The sequence below is a fragment of the Parasphingorhabdus sp. genome (genome assembly GCF_039982415.1).
Lineage (GTDB): Bacteria > Pseudomonadota > Alphaproteobacteria > Sphingomonadales > Sphingomonadaceae > Parasphingorhabdus.
Genome location: NZ_JBDWYL010000007.1, coordinates 130,929 through 149,824, shown reverse-complemented (window position 1 = coordinate 149,824; position 18,896 = coordinate 130,929). Strand labels below are relative to the sequence as shown.

Genomic DNA, 18,896 nt, shown 5'->3' with positions numbered 1-18,896 from the left:
CAATCACATATATTGTTTTAGCAGTGCTACAATATCCACTTTGGCTTTGAGCCGATTGGCCAGCATGTAGACACCGCCAAATTTACGATGGATGAAAACGGTGTCAACCGGGGGAATGTGCCAAAAATCCCGCTCCGCCGCAAAGCGCATGCCTTCATCGCGCAATTCTTGGGCGATCCCGTTATCCGCAAAATCTATCGGTCCTTTTTTCCGAAGCGGCGCCATGGCCATTTCGAACATATCCATAATGGCGTCTTGATGATGCGATTGGGCGTTGCCATCAAAAAGGCCAATTTTGATGGCGGCCTTTTGTGCGGCTTTACGATCACCGGCGACGCCGGCAATCATCAGTTTACGATATTGATTAGCAACGCGCTTGGGAATGGCGCGCGCGGCCCCGAAATCCAGTAAAACCAGTTGTTTGGTCTTTTCATTATAGCGATAATTGGCGAAATTGGGATCGGTTTGCATCAGCCCAAATTCAAACAGTTCTCGCAGAAGCAGCGTGAACAAGAGCGTGATGATCTTATCGCGGACTTTTTGCGGTGCCGTGATCAATGATTCAATCGGAATGCTGTCTATATAGGTCATGGCGAGAATGCGATCTGTGCTCAAATCTTTGTGAAATTTGGGCACTTGAAATTCTGCATCGTCTTTAAGAAGCTTACCAAAACGTTTGAGATAAGCGGCTTCCTGTTGATAATCGGCCTCTTGATGAAGCTGTATTTTTGCTTCGGCTAGCATCGGAGCAATGTTGAGAGATTTGGGGACGATTCCCGATAGTTTGATCAATGTTGCAACATTGTCGACATCGCTATCAATGCTTTCTCGAACGCCCGGATATTGGATCTTAATGGCCAGTTCCCGACCATTTTTTGCGATGGCACGGTGAACCTGTCCAATGGAAGCGGCGGCTATCGGGTGCTGATCAAATTGCGAAAACCGTTCATTCCAATCCGGCCCATATTCTTTGGAAAGCACTTTCAACAATTGCTTACGCGGCATAAATTGCGCATCGGCGCGAAGCTTTGCTAGAATATCAGCCAATTCGGGCGGTAGGACATCACTGGCATCCATGGACAGCATTTGTCCCATTTTCATTGCCGCGCCGCGAAGATTAGCCAGTTGATTGGTCAGTTTGATCGCATTTTTCGGAGTCAGCAACATATCACTGATTTTCGGACGCTCTCCTTCTGCCAGTCGGCGAGCGCCTTCCAGCAACATATTGCCGCCAATCGCAGTTGCCATGGTGCCAAAGCGGGTGAAGCGGGACAAACGGCCACTGGGAACCGCGTGGCCTTTGTTGTTGGAATTGTCTCGCGTAGCGATGTTGGAATCTCTTTGATTGCGGGCTGTTGGACTATGTGCACCCGGACATAGCCTTGTTCGGCGGATACGGACAGTGTCAATTGTGAACACGCTGTTCTAAACATGGGATATGTTGCACGTTGTCCACCACAGCGATTACATCGCTCCGCCGCCAACCAAAGGCAGTTTCGCGTTCGACAAATATCGGTTGGTGATCGATGTGGTCCGTGAATTATCTTCGACCTATCGGCAATATGCCCCGCAACCGATGGAGCGCCATTGGATCGAATCCGTGCATGATCCGGACTATGTCGAACAAGTGCTTTCGGCCCAAGTGCCGCCAGCTAAAGAACGGCGCATTGGTTTTCCCGTAACCGCCGCCATCGCCCAGCGCGTGCAATTTAGTTCTGGCGGGACATGGCTGGCCGCAAAATTGGCGCTGCAGCATGGCTATGCCGCAAATAGCGCGGGGGGCAGCCATCATGCGCGGTCTGAAACCGGAGCAGGATATTGTGTGTTTAACGATCTCGCCATCGCTGCCCATCGGCTCATTGCCGAACGGGATGCGGAGCGCATCTTGGTCTTGGATCTCGATGTCCACCAAGGCGATGGCACAGCCTCTTTATTGGCAGGACGCAGCGATATCATGACGGTTTCAGTGCATGCCGAAAAAAATTTTCCAGTGCGCAAAGCCCGATCGAGCTTGGATATTGGATTGGATGACGGAACGGATGATACGGCTTATCTAAATATTTTGTCGGATAATCTGCCCACGATCATCAATGATTTTGCACCCAATCTAATTCTCTACCAAGCCGGTGTGGATCCCCATGTTGATGACCGGCTAGGGCGCTTGGCGTTAACCGATCAAGGATTGATAGAACGGGACCGCTTTGTCATTCAGCAAGCCCGCGCGCAACGGATTCCTGTCGCGAGTGCATTGGGCGGCGGCTATGGAACAGACCATCTGGGTGTCGCAAAAAGGCATGCCCGTTCGATGCTTGCAATGGCGGATGAAAATAGCCGCAGCTAATTGCTGATTTATATGCAAATTTCCCTGTTCATCGGCCTAATTATATTGTCTATTCACGACATAAAATAAAGCGCAACGCATAGCCAATTGGGAGTCCTCATGAAATATCACTTGATCACGGCGCTAGCTGCCGTTGCATTGTCTGGCCAAGCCTTTGCTCAATCTGCGCCGGATAAACTCAAGGAAGAAAAATGGGATGTGAACGCCCCTGCAGGCGCACCGATCAAGCAAGTGCCCATCCAGACCGATGAAGGGAGCTGGATTGATGTGGATGTCAGTCCGGATGGCAACAGTATCGCTTTTGCGTTGCTGGGCGATATCTATACGATGCCGATGACCGGTGGCACGCCTACGCGCATCGCCGAAGGATTGGCGTGGGAAGTGCAACCGCGCTTTTCACCGGATGGAAAACGTATTGCTTTTACCTCAGATCGCGGTGGCGGCGACAATATCTGGATCATGAATCGGGATGGCAGCGACAAACGCCAAGTAACCAAAGAGAAATTTCGTTTGCTCAATCAGCCGAGCTGGAGCCCTGATGGCCGCTATATTATCGCCAAGAAGCATTTTACCACGGGCCGATCCCTGGGCACGGGCGAAGTTTGGATTTATCATGTCTCTGGTGGTGCCGGTGTCGTTTTGGTCAAGAAGCCCAACGAGCAGCATCAAAAAGAATTGGGCGAACCGATCTATGCGCCCGATGGTAAATCGCTTTATTATACTCGCAATATCACGCCGGGCGGGCGTTTCATCTATGCGCAGGATTCCAACAAAGATCTGTTCAACATCGAACAATATAATCTGGAAAGCGGTGAAATTACGACCGCTGTTTCTGGATTGGGGGGCTCTGTGCGGCCCACACCATCGCCCGATGGCAAGAGCATTGCTTTTGTCCGCCGTGAACGCGCTATTTCCAAGCTTTATGTCAAAGATTTAGCAAGCGGCATAGAACGCAAAATTTACGATAATCTCGATCAAGATGTCCAAGAAACCTGGGCGGTCACTGGTGTGTATCCGAATATGGATTGGACACCTGACAGTCAGCATGTGATCTTTTGGTCGGGGGGCAAGATACGCAGAGTTGCAGCAAATGGTTCAGCCTCGTCGGTTATCGCATTTGCAATTGATGATACCCGCGGTGTCGCCGACGCTCCGCACCCCAAAATACCGGTTTCTTTGGACAGATTTACAGCAAAAATGCCCCGCTTTGCCGAAGTTTCGCCCAATGGCCGGCAAGTGGTGTTCGAGAGCCTTGGGCAGCTTTATATCAAGCCGATTGGCGGCGGTGCAGCGAAAAAATTGACACGCAGCAATGGTGAGCGCGAACTCTTTCCTTCTTGGTCACGCGATGGCCGATCGATTGTTTTTGTGGCCTGGACCGATCGTGATTTGGGACGGATTAAAACTGTGAACGCATCCGGTGGTTCTCCTAAAATCGTTACCAACCGACCGGGCCATTATGCGCGGCCGCATTTCTCACCCGATGGCAAAACCATTGTTTTTGAAATGCAAGGCGGTGGTTATCTGACCTCCGCAGATTATTCGGTCGAAGACGGTGTTTATCGCGTCCCTGCATCTGGTGGCACTCCCGAACGGGTAGCGAAAGGAGCATCCGGACCGCAATATGGTGCGGATAGCGGCCGCCTGTTCATGATGGCACAAGAGAAAAACAAGCGTGTCTTGATGAGCAGCGATCTAAACGGTCAAGCTAAGCGCACCCATGCGACCGGTGAACTCGCCAATGACTATATTGTGTCGCCGGATGGCCAATATGTTGCCTTTCGCCAAAATTACGAAGCCTTTGTAATGCCCTTATTGCCCGGCACACAAGCCGTAGCGGTCAAGCCCGACAGCAAATCCTTGCCGGTCACGCGCGTGAGCAAAGGCGGTGCGGATTACATTCATTGGTCACAAGATGGCGCACAATTGCACTGGAGCATCGGCCCGCAATTGTTCACTGCACGCACCAGCCAGTTATTCGGCAATGGCCCAGCGGGCAAAGAAGATGCCAAATTTACCCCGCCAACAACGGGTATGTCCTTGGAACGGACCATTGCAGCGGACAAGCCGCGCGGAACAATTGCCTTGGTCGGAGCGCGGTTGATTACCATGGAAAATGAAGCGGGCGGTATTGTTGAAGACGGGACTATTGTGATCACCGATAACAAGATTGCTGCTGTTGGTCCGCGCGGCGCGATTGCGATCCCCACCAATGCGAATATTGTGGATGTGACCGGCAAGACCATCCTTCCTGGCTATATTGATGCCCATGCGCACGGCTCGCAGGGAACAGATGAACTGGTGCCGCAACAAAATTGGTCGCTGATTCAAAATCTCGCGCTGGGCACAACCACCATTCACGATCCGTCCAGTCGTGCGAGTGAGATTTTTGTCGCAGCTGAAATGCAGCGCGCTGGACAGTTGGTCGGGCCGCGCATCTTCTCAACCGGTGAAATCGTTTATGGTGCAAAAGCCGCGAATATCTATGCGGAAATCAACAGTCTTGATGATGCGCGCGATCATGTGCGCCGGCTAAAGGCGCAAGGCGGCTATAGTGTGAAAAACTATAACCAGCCTCGTCGCGAACAGCGTCAGCAAGTGGTTGAGGCGGCCCGATTGGAAAACATGCTGGTTGTCGCCGAAGGCGGATCGCTTTTCGGTATGGATATGGCCCTCGTGGCCGATGGCAATTCGACATTGGAGCATAATATTCCGCTCGACATTTTCTATGATGATGTCGTCCAGATGTTTGCACAGTCGCAAACCAACTATACGCCCACATTGGTCGTCAGCTATGGCGGCTTGGCGGGTGATCCTTATTGGCGGCAAGCCACAAATGTATTTGATCATCCATTGCTGAGTCACACGCCGCCGAAACAATTGGCCGCAGCCAATGTGCGCAGAACCAAAGCGCCGGAGGAAGATTTCGTCGATGATGATAATGCTCGCGAAGCCAAGAAACTGGCCGACAAAGGGGTTCTGGTTGCCATTGGCGCGCACGGCCAACAGGCCGGAATTGCTACCCATTGGGAGCTATGGTCCTTTGTGCGTGGGGGGATGTCGCCCATGCAAGCGCTGCGATCCGGCACGATAGATTCGGCGAAATCATTGGGTATGGCGGATGAAATTGGTTCACTGGAAGTGGGTAAGTTGGCAGACTTGGTTGTTCTGGATGCTGATCCAAGCGTCGATATACGCAATAGCGATAAAATTCATCGAGTCATGGTCAATGGCCGAATATATGATCCGGTGACCATGAACGAGCTGGTGTCGGGAACGCGCCAACGGTTGGCCTATTGGTGGGAATGACGGGGGTGATCCAGATGTTGAAATAAGATCGGCACCTGGCGGTTTCTTTTGTTGACCTTATTGCCAGCTTATCGCCAGTGTTTCGATTGGGGTTACTTACGATAATCCAAGGGTGGTTGGCGGTCTCCCAAAAGCGATTTATACTCATAGTCGGGTCCCCGCGCTTCGTCGAATGCCGCTTTGGCTTCTTCGCGAAGGGCGGGATTGGTATATAATTCTATTGCCGCCAAGGTCAGTGTTTTAGCGGCGCTGTGCGTGCCTTTAAAGCCGATCGACATACCGCTTGCCGCTGAAGACTGCCAACTATGGGCCGACGTGCCGGGTACCCAAGTCGCGGTCCTTAAACCAACGGTTGGGGCGGCATAGGAAACATCGCCGACATCGGTTGAGCCATAGCCCAACGTAACATCATAAGGCTGAATCTCCGATTGGCTGCCCAACTGCAATTTCGGTTTGTCGAGACTGGCATAAATTTTTTCTGCAAATTCCTGTTCTTCTGCCGTGTAGCTAATGCCGCCCACTTGGCGAAGCTTGGCATCCATCATTTTGGCCAGTGGTTCGTTGACGAGTAGGGGATTATTGCCGTGAATCACCTCCCAGTCCACGGTCGTACCGGTACCCAATGCGGCGCCGCGGGCAGCATCTTCCAGTCGGCTCCATATTGCATCCACCCCATCCGGGTCAGGATGACGGACATAGTAAAATACTTCCGCAAAATCCGGCACGACATTGGGAGCCGTGCCGCCTTCTGTGATAACATAGTGAATGCGGGAATCCTGCGGCACATGCTCGCGCATCATATTGACCATCAGGTTAAACGCTTCCACGCCATCCAAAGCCGACCGTGCTTTTTCCGGCGCTCCTGCGGCATGGGCTGATCGTCCTCGGAAACGAAATTTGGCCGATCGATTGGCGAGCGTGGTTCGGGCTGCAGCAGAGTTTTCACTGGCAGCATGCCAATGCAAAGCAAAATCGACATCGTCAAACAGCCCGGCACGAACCATATAGACTTTGCCGCTACCGCCTTCCTCTGCCGGTGTTCCATACAAACGGACCGTACCAGGACTGCCGCTTTCATCCAGCCATTTTTTGACCGCAATGGCGGCTTCAACGGAGCCAGCGCCGAACAGGTTATGGCCACAGGCGTGAGATGCATTTTTGCCGGGGATCGGAGAACGAATAGCTACCGCATCTTGGTTGATGCCAGGCAGGGCATCAAATTCTGCGAGTATGGCAATAACGGGTCCACCGTTGCCATATTCTGCAACAAAGGCAGTGGGAATGTCCGCGACGCCTTTATCGATTTTAAATCCCTGCGCGCGGAGCGTTTGCTGGAGTAAGTCACTGGCTTTTTCTTCTTGATAGCCAACTTCCGCCCATTCCCAGATTTGGCGCGCCATGCGGACAGTCTCACCATAGCGGCTATCCATTTCGCTAAGGATTTTGGTTTCTTGACCATCTTGCGCCTGCGCGGCGGCAGGCAGGGCTGCAAATGCCAATAAATAGGAAATATGTTTCATGAATGTCCCCATAGTAGCCGTTTGCAAGGGATGGCATAGGATTAGCCTTTTGCGCAAGACTATTAGATCAATCTGAAAAATAGGCTGAATCGGGGTCAATTGCAAAAAAGCAACTCGCAGGTGCAACATTTCACATTGCAACTTATTAGTATTGGCTCTTACCTATGCAGAGTAACCACTGTCCCCAAGGAGTCTTACCATGAAAAAACTGTCTTCAGTCCTTCTCACCGCCGCTGCTTTATCGTTGACTGCACCGGCTGCCTTTGCTGCAGACGCAGAGCGCAATGATCGCCTTTATGACGCCGCTGGTTCTAGTGTGGCCAAAGTAAACCGTGTCGCTGCTGATGGTGACGTCCTGGTAATTTACAAAGGAAAGCTGCGCCGCGTACAAGCCGAGACTTTGTCGAAAACAGACGGCAAGTTGACAACCTCTTTGACCAAAAAAGAACTGCGTCGGTTGAAGTAACTTTATAAAATATTTCGCGATAAGCGATCGAAAAGGCTGGTGCACACCCTCATGCACCAGCCTTTTTATATTGGGCTTCGGCAGCAACGAGATCTTCAGGTGTGTTGATATTCCGAAAGGAATCTTCGTCCGGCCAAGTGATAATCTGTGAGTCACATTGGCGAACCAACCAATGCAAGGATGGCGCCCGTGCATCCAGATCATGGGTGGTGCGGATACTGTTGACAATATCGCAGCGCCAATAGCCAAAAACAGGATGCAAGCGATCTGGTCCTTGTGCGACAGAGCAGCCCGGAACAGCGCTTAATCGCGTAATCAGATTGTCGGGAGAAAATGGTGCGTCGACAGGGGCGGTTATAAATCCAAGGGCACCGGGGCACAAAATCGGCAGTTGCGCGGCAATAGTGAACAATGCTCCCACGGGACCTCCAGGCGTATCGGGATCATCCGAAATTATATCCAGGCCGGTATTGAAATCGCTCGCTGCGGATAGCCACATGTGGTCGCTCTGGGGCTTATATTTTGAGATAGCCAAATCGATCAGGCGTTGGCCGTGTAATTCCAGCGTGGCTTTTTCCCGACCCATGCGCCGGGATTCGCCGCCTGCCAACAGGACAAAACAGGTTGGCGGATTATCATTCATGGCCATCGCTCCTGCGCAAAATTGCACAGTACCTTTTGTCTTTAGTGGCGCTCTCTGTCCAGCAATTCTCCAATTAGATCGGCTGGTTGCGAGCGGTCGTTGCTGGCATCGGCCAATTGCTCGCGCTGCGCATATTGCGCCAGCTCTGCCTGCATCGCTCGATTGAATAGCGGTTTTTGGCGAGGCCGGGGCTGCGGCTTGGCCGTCGATACTGCCCAATATTTACCCTCTGCCTCCTTAGGCTCGGACGGAATATGGTTGGGATAGATAAACCCGTTGACCGGAAAGGCGGTTTTTCCCAAGCTGCTAATGGGAGCATACCAGATTTTGACCGCGCTCCAGTCGCCTTGGGCCGATACATCCCGAGCCGCGACATTGCGTTCAATTTGCCCGCGGCGGCCGTTAATCGGCGACCAATTGGCATGATTGAGCAAAATATTGCGTTCATCAATAATAGCGCTGACAACCGCAACATGGCCCAATCGCATTTTGCCGTGGCTTTTTAAGGACATTACCGCACCAATACGGGGCTGATTACCGCGTTGATAGGCAAACCGGGCCTGGCGCCACCAAGTATGTGCATCCCCATATATATTGATCCCGCTTTGTTGGCGGGCAAAGGGAACGCATTGCAAATAGGAAGATGTGGTACCGGACTCCGCGCGGGCTGCAGCAGGGAAAAATATCGCCTGCAAAGCAAGTAATAGGGGAATAATTCCTGCGCCTATCATCTTTAAAATAGTTCGCAGGTCGCCTGGACAGAATATGATGGCGCGGGTTTGCATCATATGGGTGTAGCGAACAGGCGAAAATTCGTTGCTAATTTTTATGGTTAATATTGGGTTGCGGTTCCTTCATGAACCTTGAAATGGAAAGCATCCGCCGGGATGGCTTCGAACAATTCTGCTTCGGTTCCAGTGAGCCAGACTTGGCCGCCCTTTTTGGCCAGTGTTTCAAACAAGGCGGTGCGCCGCCCCGGGTCGAGATGAGCAGCCACTTCGTCGATTAACAATATTGGTCGCTGGCCGCGTTGTCCCGCAATAAGATCAGCATGCGCCAGGATGATCGAGAAAAGCAGTGCCTTTTGTTCTCCGGTAGAACATTTTTCCGCTGCTTGCTGTTTCGCGCTATGAAAAACTGTAAGATCGGCTCGGTGGGGTCCGTGGCGGGTGCGCCCGGCAGCCCGATCGGCCTGTTGATTGCTTTGCAATATTTCGAACAATTTGGCCCGATCATGGAGACCATCATCCTCCAAATGCAATTGCGCTGCGGCAAATAATCCCTTGTCAGTCAGGGTTAGCGCTTGATTTAACGTTTCGACGATCCGCCGGCGTGCTTGCGCAGCCATTGCGCCAAAACTGGCCAATTGATCATCGAGCGCGTCTAGCCATTTCGGATTGGGGAGATGATCATCAGCCAATAAACGATTGCGTTCGCGGCGAGCGGCATCATAGCGGCTGCAATTGCGAGCATGGTCCGGTTCCAATGCAGTGACCAATCGGTCGAGAAAATTTCGTCGACCGGTCGCGCCTTCCATGAAAAGACGATCCATTGCTGGAGTCAGCCATAAAATCGACAACCATTGCGCCAGATCATTGGTCGGCACCGCTGCGCCGTTCACTCTTGTTTTGCGCCGTTCGGGATGATCAGTGGTGGTGCCCGTGCCCAATTGAACATCATCCAGTGCTGCCGCTACGGCAAAATCGCCGCCGCTATGTTCGTAAGCCATATCTTTGAGCGCAGCGCGTCTCAGCCCTCGGCCTGGCGATAACAGCGAAACGGCTTCCAATATATTGGTTTTTCCGGCGCCATTATCACCGCTCAACACATTGAAACCAGGAGAAGCATCCAGGCGCAATTGTGGGTAGTTTCGGAAATTTTGTAAAGTGAGCCGAGAAATCGTCATGACAGACAAATATCTCTAGCCTTGCGGGGATATGATGAGAAGAAAATTCGCGAGGATCCAAATTTCGTTCATTTCCCATTCATATATTCCTAAATGTTGGTGTAAAATACTAATTATAGGTTTTGCACAATTTGACTTCAAAGGATAAATTCACTTAACTATATGTAATTAAGGGATAATGCAAAACTGGCACGGCCTGTGCAAAGTAAGAGACATCTTCGCAACGATAAACGCGAAGCCCAGTTTTTAAAGTTTGAAAGGAAATCAAAATGTTCTCGAATGTCTCTAATAACATTGCCGCCGCTTTCGCCGCCATCGTTTCTGCCAGCGTTTTGATTGGCGCTAGTGTCGGACCAGCGATCAACAATGCCGGTTCTCTTGTAATCTAATTCAACCACTTATTCTAAAAGGAAATATTATGACCTACGAACTGAAAAATAAAATGCTAGCTGGATTTGCAGCTCTCTTTTCCGCCGCTATTCTTGTTAGCGCCAGCATCGGCCCCGCGATGAACAATACCAGCGCATTGGTGATCTGATGGCTGACAAAAACAAACCCAGCAGCACGCCAACCAGTTGGCCAGAACCCATTTCTTCAAAAAAGGATAAAAGCCCTATGAAAAACAAACTTCGTCTCGACAAAGCCAATGGTAAAATGATGGGCGTATGTTCTGGCCTCGCCAATTGGAGCGGTATGGACGCGAATGTCCTACGGATCATCTTCGTACTTGCGACAATTTTTGGCTTTGGATCTGCAGTGATCATCTATCTCGCAATCGGGTTGATTGTCGACTAAGCTAATCACTCTGGTATGTATATGATATAACATATTAATAACATTGAATAATAATCGTAGACCGCTCTGATAAATCCGTGTATTCAACGCCTATATAGTCGTCGATCAATTTATCGGAGCGCGGATGTCCGGCCATCACCATCATCACGGACATATTCACCACAGCCATCATGACCGCCATGGCCCGCATGGGCACATGCCCACTAATTTTAGTCGGGCTTTTGCCATCGGTATCGCACTCAATATTTTATATATCATTGTCGAAGTGGTTTATGGCCTCTTGTCGGGCTCTATGGCATTGCTCGCAGATGCGGGGCACAATCTTTCTGATGTGCTCGGTTTGGCTGTTGCCTGGGCGGGGGCGGAACTGTCGAAAAAGCCGCCAAGCAAACAATTTACTTATGGTTTGGGCGGGTCGTCTATATTGGCAGCCTTGCTCAACGCGCTGTTTCTCATGGTTGCTTGCGGGGGTATTGCTTGGGAAGCTATTGAACGATTCAGCGCGCCAAGCCCTGTAGCTTCCAAGACAGTTATCATAGTCGCTTCTATCGGTATCTTGATAAATTTTGGAACCGCGTTGTTGTTCATGCGCGGTCAGAAAGAAGATTTAAATATCCGCGGGGCTTTTCTTCACATGATGGCCGATGCCGCGGTTTCAGCCGGGGTCGTCTTGGGTGGAATTTTCATATTATTCACTGGATATAACTGGATTGATCCGCTGATCAGCTTGCTTATCGTCGCGCTTATCCTGTGGAGCACTTGGGGATTATTGTCGGAAGCTGTCCGGATGTCTTTGGCCGGTGTGCCGCGAGATATCGACATTGAAAAGGTATTGGCGGACTTGTCTGATCTGCCAGGCGTTGAAACGGTTCATGATCTGCACATCTGGCCGATGAGTACCAGTGAAACGGCAATGACCGCCCATCTGGTTATGCCCGGGGGCCATCCTGGAAAAGGTTTTCTGGCCAATATTCAAACCGCTATGCAAGAGCGTTTCGCTATTCATCATGTGACCATCCAAATCGAGCTGGAAGATGAAGAAGCTGATCTATGTCAGACCGATTGTCATTCTTCATAATGTCATTGCCTTGATCGCAAGCCGGTTTGTTCCAGTTCTTGATGATTTCTTTAGTCTCACGCGGGAAACGAAAAGGATGATCGAGAGTGAAACAATTCACTAAATTCCGCTGGAAATCCGGTTTTTTCGGCCGTAACTTTTTCTCTGTTAACCATAGAAAAAAGAAATGCCGTTAACTTTTGTATAAACATCCGCTGCTATAAAAAAGGAGCAAACGATGGCCGTGGGGGTCAGCGGGGCTGCAGATGAAACATAGTTTCTTAGTGGTGCAACCAGGACAGTTTAGCGATGAGCGGCAAAGCAAACCAACGGGATCTAGCAAAAGCGTTTAAGCGTGGAGACCATCGGATATCAACGCGTGCTGGCGTTGAGATACGGGCCGAAGTGCGCGAACCGGGTCTGGGCCGGGTTGAAGCGATGATCCTTGATTTGTCGCTTTCTGGTTTTCGTATGCGATGCATGACCAGGCTCACCGGAGAGAAAAACATCTTCATGGCTTTGCCGTCTTTTGCGTCCATCGAAAGCAAAATATGCTGGGTGGAAGGCGATGTTTTTGGTTGCGAGTTTGTGCAATCCTTGCACCCGGCTGTGTTCGATCATATCGTTTCCAAATATCCCACATTGAAAATGGCCAACGCCTGAGCATAGGCGAAATTCCATTGCCTGCCATGACAGATTGATTAGACTGTCGGGCTCATGGCCAAAAAATTCTCCAGTAAATTCAGATCAATATTGATCTTTGCTCTGATCATAGGGGGGTCATGGGTCATTTCTTCATGGTGGAGCAATGACGAGATAATCGTGATCAATGGCAAAATGGTTCAAGTCATCGATGGCGATAGTTTCAAAGATCAGGATGATGAATATCGGATCTATGGCATTGACGCGCCTGAATATCGTCAGGTTTGTAAAGATGCTAAAGGCAATGACTGGCCTTGCGGGAAATCTGCACGCCGCGCATTGGAACAAATTTTGCGGAAAGGTTCCTATGAATGCGATGTCTATGCGCGCGATCAATATGGGCGCATAATCGTTACATGCGCTGGGAATGAACAAGATCTAGGCGCCTATATGGTTGCCCAAGGCCATGCCATATCAGCATCAAGTTATGCTGATCCCGTATATGGAGCAGAAGAAGTCCGCGCGGAAAAAGCAAAACGCGGAATTTGGCAAGGCAAGTTTGAAAAACCGTCTAACTGGCGGGCTGCTCACCCGCGCTAGCTGCATTAACCGAAGGAAAGGCGCGCAATCCTAAGGGCGGAGCAATTGCTCCGGTCCATTTCACTCGGGGATCAGCAATATGGGTCACGCCGGCCAGTTCGTAGATATTCTCATATCCATAACCATAGAGATTGATGAAGGTGGGTATATTCAAAGCCAGTGGCGCCAGCTTAAGAACAATGGGCGGGATATTGTCGCGAAAATTATTGTTGCAATAGATCAACACAGGGCGGGATTTGTCGCCGATAATTTGCTCTAACTTCGCTTCAGTAAAGTCAGAAAAGGGAAGATTAATTGCGCCGTCAATATGGCCATTTTTATAAGCGGCGGCGGACCGTGTATCTAATATAATGGCATTTTCTTGCTTGGCCTTGGCGATAAAGCTATCCATTTGCACCAGACGCGACTGACGATAGCCGGCTAGTTTTTCAGTCAGTTGCGTAAAGCCAGCATAATCAATCTGGGGATTTGCAGCGCTGTTTTCGACTTGGACCGATTCCGCGGCGATTGCCGGATTGGACAGCGGCAATAGGAAAATAGCCGATAGGCTAAGTACTGCCCTTTTCATCAATATTATCCCTCTCAATTGCATTGATGGCAAATCTAAACTTTTCAGATTGCCAAAAGCTGAACTGGACGCCATGGACGCGTGATATCGGGCGTTGCGCTTGTATGAAATGATCCTATGATCGCTTCACATGACCGAGCAAGATCGCAAACGGGGGGCGTGTGTCGAATAAGATAAAACCCAATTGGCTATCGGAGATTGTCCGACGTTTTTCCGTTTTCGTATTCACGATTAACGGTTGGAAAGCGGAGCAGGAGAATCCAGCGCCCCGCAAATGCGTCATTATCGCTGCTCCGCACACTAGCAATTGGGATTTTATCTATTTTTTCGGATTGACCAATAGATTGAAAATCCAATCCTATTGGATCGGTAAGGATACGTTGTTTAAGTGGCCGTTTGGCGACATGATGCGGCGGATGGGTGGCATTCCCGTGGACCGATCAAAATCGAACAATATGGTCGACGCGATGGTGGCGGAATTTAATTCCCGCGATGACTTTATTCTTACGATCCCACCGGAAGGCACCCGAGGCAATGTCAGACAGTGGCGAACCGGCTTTTATTATATCGCATTGAAAGCAAAGGTCCCCTTGATCATCGGGATGATGGACTATGCCAAGAAATCTGGGGGGCTGGGGCCACAAATTGAACTCACCGGCGATTATGAAGCTGATATGAAAAAAGTCAGCTCTTTCTATCATAGCGTCACGCCCAAATATCCTGAAAAAGCTATGGATGATATTGTGCATACCGCAGCATTACAGCCCGATGCCGGTACGAAAACCAAGGACAGCAAGTGAACTTGGCGCTCGCACTTGGTCAGAATTTCGTGATTTTAATCGGAGCGATGATTATTTTATGGCTGATATCAGTGCGGATCCGCGATGTTTCTTTCATTGATTCTTTCTGGGCATGGGGCATGGCCATGCTGGCGGGCGCTTCTCTGTTGCAGACCGAAAATCTGGGATGGCTGGGCTGGACAATATTCGGATTAACAATGACTTGGGGCGCGCGTCTGGGCACTCATTTGCTTTTGCGATGGCGTCACGAGGGCGAAGATCCGCGTTATACCAAGATCATCGGAACGGCGATGAAGAAAAAGGGGTGGAGTTTTGCCAAAACCGCGCTGATCAAGGCTTGGATTTTGCAGATGCCTCTGTTGTTCATGGTCTGCTTACCGGCTCAAATCGGCATATTGCTGGCCGGTGATCAGGCGTTAAACGCTATTGGCATTGCCGGATTGCTGCTCGCAACTATCGGCATTATATTCGAGACGGTGGGCGATGCGCAGTTAAAGGCCTTTAAAGCGGATCCATCCAATAAAGGGAAGGTGCTCAACAGCGGTCTGTGGCGCTACACCCGTCATCCCAATTATTTTGGAGATTTTTGCGCATGGTGGGGCATTTGGTTGGTGGCCACACAAGTGGGTTGGCCGGCTTGGATTGCCATTATCGGTCCGGTGTTTTTGAGTTTCACGCTGACCAAATGGAGCGGTGCACCGATGCTTGAATATGCATTGCGCAAAAACCGGCCCGACTACGTGGATTATATTGAGAAAACATCTGGATTTTTCCCGATGCCTCCCAAGATTTAAGTCAAGCCGCAGCCAGAACCTTATTTTCAATTATCTGCGCAAAGACATCGCTATCCTGAGCGCCGGGCACCATGAACTTTTTGTTGAAGATAAAGGCGGGCACTCCCGAAATAAAACGGTCTTGCCACTGCGCTTCGACGGCACGCACTTCTGCGGCGAACATATCACTGCCCAGTAAATCTCGCGTGCGGTTCTCATCGAGACCAACTGACAATGCCACACGGGTCAGAATGTCATGATCACTGACATCCTGGCCGTCGGTGAAATGTGCTTTAAACAGCGCCAGTTTGAGGGCGGTCTGCTTGCCTGTTTCGCCGGCCCAATGGAGCAGTCGATGGGCATCAAATGTGTTCACCATCCGCATGTTTTCATGATAGCTAAACTCGAAATCGAGATCGCTGCCAGCGTTACGCAGGCGTTCGCGATTGGCTTTGCTTTGTTCGGCCGTGGCGCCATATTTCTGCGCCATATGTTCGTTAATATCCTGACCTTCTGCGGGCATGTTCGGGTTTAATTCAAAGGCATGCCAGGCCAATGCAAATTCCGCTTTGCCTTCAAACCGATGCATCGCCTTTTCCAGTTTTTTATAACCGATAATGCACCAGGGGCAGACCACATCAGAGACAATATCTACCGTTATGACCGGGTTCTCTGACATAATATATTCCTTGATTTAGCGGGCGTTAATTTAGGCTTTTTCCAGTGTGCATTGCAATGGATGTTGATTTTTGCGCGCAAAATCCATCACTTGCGTCACTTTTGTTTCTGCCACTTCATAGCTAAATGTGCCGCAGATACCGACACCTTTTTGGTGGACATGGAGCATCACGCGGGTGGCTTCATCTATATCCATTTGAAAAAACCGCTTGAGGACCAAAACCACAAATTCCATCGGCGTATAGTCATCGTTCAGCAACAGCACTTTATAGGGATTGGGCTTTTTGGTTTTGGCGCGCGTTTTTGTGGCAATACCCAAATCGGTATCATCACTGTCCGAACTGCCTGTATCCCCATCGTCTCCATCGTCCCCATCGTCATCGCCGGCATTTTGGATTGGGCCGTTATCGGCGGCACTGCCATGCGAATGAGGCGCAGCAAGATCTGCAAAAAACCTGCCGTCGCTCAAATAATATGTCTCGGAGAGAATCTCTACTTTGGTCATATGCGCTAGGATATGGTATTTTTGTGCTTGAGGGCAAGTGGCGGATTGCCCAACGCGCGATGAATTTACGATAAATCACCGGATAAGCATGAAATGAAAAAGGCCGCTCCTTACGGAACGGCCTCTTTGTGTCGCGATAAAGCAGCTTAAGCGGCTTTTTTCATGTCCTTACGAACTTCGCTCACCCGATCAGCAATTGGCTGATAGGCTTGGCCAGCAAGCTTGGTCACCGCTTCAACATTGTTTGAAGTTTGGTCCATAACCCGATCCATACCGCTACGCAGATAATCGGTTTGCTTGTCCAAAAAGTCTTTGGGTGTCGCAACGCTGAATACGCTTTGGAAAGCGCGGCTAGCTTCGACAAAATTTTCGCGGGTATATTTGACGTTGGTTTTGCCAATTTCCTGAGCGCCTTTTGCGGTGATTTTGCCGCTTTCGATCAGGGTTTCGATATTTTCGCGATTAAATTCAACCGCATCTTTGGAAACTTCAACAGCGCGATCGGCAACTTCTTTAGCACGCTCTTGTGCAGTTGTTGTCAATTTTTCCAGTTGAGCTTGCAATTTAGCAGCCATGTCTTGCAGGGCTTTTTTGTTGGTTGCAGTCGCCTTTGGAGCGGCTTTCTTTACAGTTTTCTTCGCGGTGGTTTTCTTCGCGGTGGTTTTCTTTGCGGTTGTCATTTTGGTCGTTCCTTTTTTAACTGTCTTTTTGGTTGTGGTTGCGGCGCGCTTCGGAGCGGCTTTGCGCTTCGTAACAGTCTTTTTTGGAGCCGCTTTGGTTGCTGCAGGCTTCTTTGCAGCGGGTTTTGAAGCCGAAGAAGTGGAGGCTGCAGTGGCCGGTTTCTTAACCGCGGTTACTGCAGGCTTTGGAGATGCCGGTTTAACAGCGGCTTTTTCAGCCTTTACCGGTTCAGCAGATGCCGCAGCAGCATAGGCTGCTTCAGCGGAGAGGCTGGCGGGCTTTTTTGGAGCCGGAACAGCCTGATTGTCAGTCGTGTTTGTGTCAGCCATCATTGCTTCCTATCTTTTGTTGCAGTGCACAATTAGGGAGGAAATCAGATAAAGTCAAGAAAAAATGTTGCAGTGCACAAAAATTGGCTCGCGCCTAAAATATGACATTAATATCAGATATATAAGTCACTTTTGGGGGAAGATATTCTCAACATTGGATCGCAACATTCTCCAATCGCGCCTTTTAGATAATCCTGCTGCTCTGCAATATAGGCCATGCGATCGAAGAATGATCCGGCAAATAGGCACCTGCTCGTCGCAATAGGACGAAGGGGATGTACGAGATGGATCGGATTAGGTCCGTACATCCCCCTCAAGGGTTAGATCAGCTGGGCCGTCGTTGCGACCGCCAGCAGTGAGAATGCGGCGATGCAAATATTGGCTGTGGCTCCAACTGAAAGGTGGATGGGTTTTGCAACCGCATTGAAGCGCGCTTCATATTGAGGGTGCTCGGTGCCCATCATCCGATCCCACCAAGTGAAGTACAGGCCGAAATTGCTGTTGCCTTGGCTGTGGTGCAAATCATGATGAGTGGTTGTGGTGATCCAGCCGACAAATTTATTCTGTGTCCATCCAGCCGGGAAAAGCTCAACACCCGCATGCCCCATCACGTTGCGAACGATCATATGGGCAAGGAACAAGAAGATAGCAAAAGGATACATTCCGCCAAAGAAGACCGAAAAGGCAAATAGATAAAGCGGAACAAAGGCGGCTTCGGCCATAGCTTCAAAGGAGGAGAAGCTATAGGCGGCCCAAGGCGTCGGCGTCCGAGATTTATGATGATGCAAGTGTGAGAAACGGAACATGGTTTTCGTGTGCAACCAACGATGCATCCAATAGAAATAGGCATCATGGGCAATAATCATCGCCAGAAGCTGTGCAATGAATAGCGGCAAGATCGTCTCGCCTTGCAGCACATTAATCCATCCCGCGGCTTCCAACAGAACTGTGCTGATGGTGGTTAGCCCGAAAACAATGACCGTGCGCATAGATGATAAAAACTCGCGCTTATAATCGGCAAATTTTGCCTTGCGGGTCTGGATCCGTCGAGCCGCACTCCACTGTCCAAATATCCAAAGCAGAAATGACAATAAGCCCGCGGCAATGAGATAGCGACCGAGATCGAATGTGAAGGCCCCGATCATATGGTTCATTATAGCTTGAAATAGTTCTGGCATGTGTGTCTCCATCAAAGGCGATTTATGTTTGATGAAGGCAAAGTGACAGAAAGGATGACGGGTATCGCTGCAATGCTGAAAAATGCTGTGCGATTTTGAAAATGA

General features: G+C 50.2%; 19 protein-coding genes. 9 read left to right on the top strand and 10 right to left on the bottom strand.

Features of this window, described 5'->3' with window-relative positions:
- Positions 1-3 precede the first annotated feature (3 nt).
- Entirely contained in the window at positions 4-1,419 is a 1,416-nt protein-coding gene (locus ABJU74_RS10575; RefSeq protein WP_348384174.1) for an AarF/ABC1/UbiB kinase family protein, read from the bottom strand.
- Between the two features lie 19 nt (positions 1,420-1,438).
- On the opposite strand from ABJU74_RS10575, the gene ABJU74_RS10570 reads away from it, so the two are divergent.
- Together ABJU74_RS10570 and ABJU74_RS10565 are read left to right on the top strand one after the other, a co-directional pair.
- Complete coding sequence (locus tag ABJU74_RS10570; protein WP_348384173.1) at positions 1,439-2,341, top strand: histone deacetylase; 903 nt, start codon at positions 1,439-1,441, stop codon at positions 2,339-2,341.
- Positions 2,342-2,440: 99 nt separating this feature from the next.
- Complete coding sequence (locus ABJU74_RS10565) at positions 2,441-5,650, top strand: amidohydrolase family protein (RefSeq protein ID WP_348384172.1); 3,210 nt, start codon at positions 2,441-2,443, stop codon at positions 5,648-5,650.
- A 92-nt stretch (positions 5,651-5,742) separates the two neighbouring features.
- Here the strand turns inward: ABJU74_RS10565 and ABJU74_RS10560 are convergent, their stop codons facing one another.
- Positions 5,743-7,170 carry an amidohydrolase gene (locus tag ABJU74_RS10560; RefSeq protein WP_348384171.1) on the bottom strand — a complete coding sequence of 476 codons (1,428 nt, stop codon included), beginning with the start codon at positions 7,168-7,170 and terminating at the stop codon, positions 5,743-5,745.
- Positions 7,171-7,369: 199 nt separating this feature from the next.
- On the opposite strand from ABJU74_RS10560, the gene ABJU74_RS10555 reads away from it, so the two are divergent.
- Positions 7,370-7,636 (top strand): hypothetical protein, encoded by a 267-nt coding sequence (locus ABJU74_RS10555; protein ID WP_348384170.1) that lies wholly within the window; start codon positions 7,370-7,372, stop codon positions 7,634-7,636.
- Between the two features lie 49 nt (positions 7,637-7,685).
- Here the strand turns inward: ABJU74_RS10555 and ABJU74_RS10550 are convergent, their stop codons facing one another.
- The 3 genes from ABJU74_RS10550 to recF all read right to left on the bottom strand — a co-directional run bounded on the left by ABJU74_RS10550 (position 7,686) and on the right by recF (position 10,185).
- The gene (locus ABJU74_RS10550) at positions 7,686-8,279 is read right to left on the bottom strand and encodes a molybdenum cofactor guanylyltransferase (protein WP_348384169.1); all 594 of its coding nucleotides are present in this window, start codon (positions 8,277-8,279) and stop codon (positions 7,686-7,688) included.
- A gap of 41 nt (positions 8,280-8,320) precedes the next feature.
- Complete coding sequence (locus ABJU74_RS10545; RefSeq protein WP_348384168.1) at positions 8,321-9,010, bottom strand: CHAP domain-containing protein; 690 nt, start codon at positions 9,008-9,010, stop codon at positions 8,321-8,323.
- Positions 9,011-9,111: 101 nt separating this feature from the next.
- Entirely contained in the window at positions 9,112-10,185 is a 1,074-nt protein-coding gene (gene recF / locus ABJU74_RS10540; RefSeq protein ID WP_348384167.1) for a DNA replication/repair protein RecF, read from the bottom strand.
- A gap of 615 nt (positions 10,186-10,800) precedes the next feature.
- On the opposite strand from recF, the gene ABJU74_RS10535 reads away from it, so the two are divergent.
- From ABJU74_RS10535 to ABJU74_RS10520, 4 genes are all read left to right on the top strand, one after another.
- On the top strand, positions 10,801-10,980 hold the full coding sequence (locus ABJU74_RS10535) for a PspC domain-containing protein (protein WP_348384166.1): 180 nt from the start codon (positions 10,801-10,803) through the stop codon (positions 10,978-10,980).
- A gap of 124 nt (positions 10,981-11,104) precedes the next feature.
- Positions 11,105-12,058, top strand: a complete 954-nt coding sequence (locus ABJU74_RS10530; protein WP_348384165.1) for a cation diffusion facilitator family transporter — start codon at positions 11,105-11,107, stop codon at positions 12,056-12,058.
- 288 nt (positions 12,059-12,346) lie between these two features.
- The gene (locus ABJU74_RS10525; protein WP_348384164.1) at positions 12,347-12,700 is read left to right on the top strand and encodes a PilZ domain-containing protein; all 354 of its coding nucleotides are present in this window, start codon (positions 12,347-12,349) and stop codon (positions 12,698-12,700) included.
- A 159-nt stretch (positions 12,701-12,859) separates the two neighbouring features.
- A complete protein-coding gene (locus ABJU74_RS10520) occupies positions 12,860-13,279 on the top strand; it encodes a thermonuclease family protein (protein ID WP_348384163.1) in 420 nt (139 codons plus the stop codon).
- On the opposite strand, the gene ABJU74_RS10515 is transcribed toward ABJU74_RS10520, so the two are convergent.
- Positions 13,251-13,847 carry a rhodanese-like domain-containing protein gene (locus ABJU74_RS10515; protein WP_348384162.1) on the bottom strand — a complete coding sequence of 199 codons (597 nt, stop codon included), beginning with the start codon at positions 13,845-13,847 and terminating at the stop codon, positions 13,251-13,253. The two genes, ABJU74_RS10520 and ABJU74_RS10515, sit on opposite strands and share 29 nt — an antisense overlap.
- A 161-nt stretch (positions 13,848-14,008) precedes the next feature.
- On the opposite strand from ABJU74_RS10515, the gene ABJU74_RS10510 reads away from it, so the two are divergent.
- Positions 14,009-14,647 carry a lysophospholipid acyltransferase family protein gene (locus ABJU74_RS10510; protein ID WP_348384161.1) on the top strand — a complete coding sequence of 213 codons (639 nt, stop codon included), beginning with the start codon at positions 14,009-14,011 and terminating at the stop codon, positions 14,645-14,647.
- The gene (locus ABJU74_RS10505; RefSeq protein WP_348384160.1) at positions 14,644-15,441 is read left to right on the top strand and encodes a DUF1295 domain-containing protein; all 798 of its coding nucleotides are present in this window, start codon (positions 14,644-14,646) and stop codon (positions 15,439-15,441) included. The genes ABJU74_RS10510 and ABJU74_RS10505 overlap by 4 nt, the downstream gene beginning before the upstream one ends.
- 1 nt (position 15,442) lies before the next feature.
- Here ABJU74_RS10505 and ABJU74_RS10500 read toward each other — a convergent pair whose 3' ends face one another.
- From ABJU74_RS10500 to ABJU74_RS10485, 4 genes are all read right to left on the bottom strand, one after another.
- A complete protein-coding gene (locus tag ABJU74_RS10500; protein WP_348384159.1) occupies positions 15,443-16,099 on the bottom strand; it encodes a DsbA family oxidoreductase in 657 nt (218 codons plus the stop codon).
- 30 nt (positions 16,100-16,129) lie between these two features.
- The gene (gene clpS, locus ABJU74_RS10495; protein ID WP_348384558.1) at positions 16,130-16,417 is read right to left on the bottom strand and encodes an ATP-dependent Clp protease adapter ClpS; all 288 of its coding nucleotides are present in this window, start codon (positions 16,415-16,417) and stop codon (positions 16,130-16,132) included.
- 332 nt (positions 16,418-16,749) lie between these two features.
- Entirely contained in the window at positions 16,750-17,613 is an 864-nt protein-coding gene (locus ABJU74_RS10490; RefSeq protein ID WP_348384158.1) for a phasin family protein, read from the bottom strand.
- Between the two features lie 320 nt (positions 17,614-17,933).
- Positions 17,934-18,791 (bottom strand): sterol desaturase family protein, encoded by an 858-nt coding sequence (locus tag ABJU74_RS10485; protein ID WP_348384157.1) that lies wholly within the window; start codon positions 18,789-18,791, stop codon positions 17,934-17,936.
- Positions 18,792-18,896 lie beyond the last annotated feature (105 nt).